Below are 1,556 nucleotides of genomic sequence, written 5' to 3' on the forward strand. Positions count from 1 at the left end.
CCTTAAAAATTTTTCAGGAAAAGTTATGGCGTAATCCATATACAGCTTTTAATTAAAAATGCGAAAGTCCTGATATTAGTACCAACACAGTAACAACACAGTAATAATAGTAGATGAATACTACATTCCATTTTTTAATCCTTCTAGGATTTTTAAACAAAAGGTTAAAAATGCAACATAAACAGTAAAAATATTTTCTTTCCAGTTGTCTAATCAATGGCTGGTTTTTCAATTGACTAACCATACATGCTTTATTATGAGTAATGAAAATAAAATTGTGCATCCTCATGATATGTATTTCAAAAGTATTTTTGGTAGAACGGATGTTATGCTAGACTTTTTGGAACACAATCTACCAGCAGAAATTTTTAACAAGGTAGATAAATCAACTTTACGCTTAACTAACAAAAGTTTTGTTAACCCAGTAGGTACGCGTGGAGAAAGTGACTTAGTGTTTCAAGCGACCATGGATAATCAAGATGGATACATATACACAGTTGTTGAACATCAAGCAAAGATAGATAAATATATGCCACTACGTTTCATGGAGTATAACTTAAAACTATTCAGACAGCATTTACATGAAAATAAGGATTCAGATGATTTNCAATGGTAAAGAGGCTTATACGGGGAAGAGGAGTCTTCTTTCTATGTTTAAAGTACCAGAGTTAGCTAAAGCTTATATATTTGGTGATTTTGAGCTTGTAGATTTAACACATACATCTGATAGTGAATTAATTAAACAGAATAGGGCAGCATTAGGAGAATTGATTCTTAAATATGGTAAGGGCAAGAATTTTAGTAGCATACTAAAATTGAATGAGTTTTTGAAATATTTATTATCACGTGTTGATCTATACGATACGCAATATTATGAAAACACATTTTTATATATCTTAGCTATAGCTGAGGATAATGATATCTTAGAAACGTTAAAATCTATCAACCCAGAAACTAAAGAATTGGTGATGACAGCAGCAACAAGACTAATACAACAAGGAAGACAAGAAGGTGAGCAACTTGGATTAAAGAAAGGTGAGCAACTTAAAGCAGCTAAAATAGCTAAAGAAATGCTATCAGAAGGATTTGATATGGTAAAAATTTCTCGGATTACTGGTCTTTCAGAACGAGAAATTAAAAACCTGTCTACAGATAAAGTATAAATATTTTTGCTTTCTCTAGTCATAAAGATTGGATAGGTCAATTTTATATCTTGGTTGCTTCTTTGTTCTTAAAACGATCATTATTAAAATGATATTCAATAGTTTTAATGCTATAAATTGATCTTTATGTAATCAATATGAAAAATAAAAAATCTAAAAATTTTGGTGAGAAACGTAGGATGTAAATAACAGAATCGTCATATAAAAATTTCATTTTACAACAAAAAAGAATTTTTATATGACCTAATATATATAGAGGCTTCTGAATAGATTGTGTAAATATAAAAAATTCATTTAAAATCTACCATCAAATTTAGGTGGTGGTACAAATATATGATTTTACTTAGCCCAAGCGTTACCTTTATTTATGCTATCAATGACTATCATGATTGC

Annotated in this window: 2 protein-coding genes; both read left to right on the plus strand. The window is 29.5% G+C overall.

Annotated features, from left to right (window positions below; translation table 11 throughout):
• The first annotated feature begins 292 nt into the window (after positions 1 to 292).
• Positions 293 to 616, plus strand: a complete 324-nt coding sequence (locus CCPUN_RS04860; protein WP_478210233.1) for an Rpn family recombination-promoting nuclease/putative transposase — start codon at positions 293 to 295, stop codon at positions 614 to 616.
• 34 nt (positions 617 to 650) lie between these two features.
• Positions 651 to 1,163: an RpnC/YadD family protein gene (locus CCPUN_RS04175; RefSeq protein ID WP_478210234.1), complete on the plus strand. Its 513-nt coding sequence runs from the start codon at positions 651 to 653 to the stop codon at positions 1,161 to 1,163.
• Positions 1,164 to 1,556 lie beyond the last annotated feature (393 nt).

Origin of the sequence: Cardinium endosymbiont of Culicoides punctatus (genome assembly GCF_004354815.1) — a bacterium.
In the GTDB taxonomy this organism is placed as follows: domain Bacteria; phylum Bacteroidota; class Bacteroidia; order Cytophagales; family Amoebophilaceae; genus Cardinium.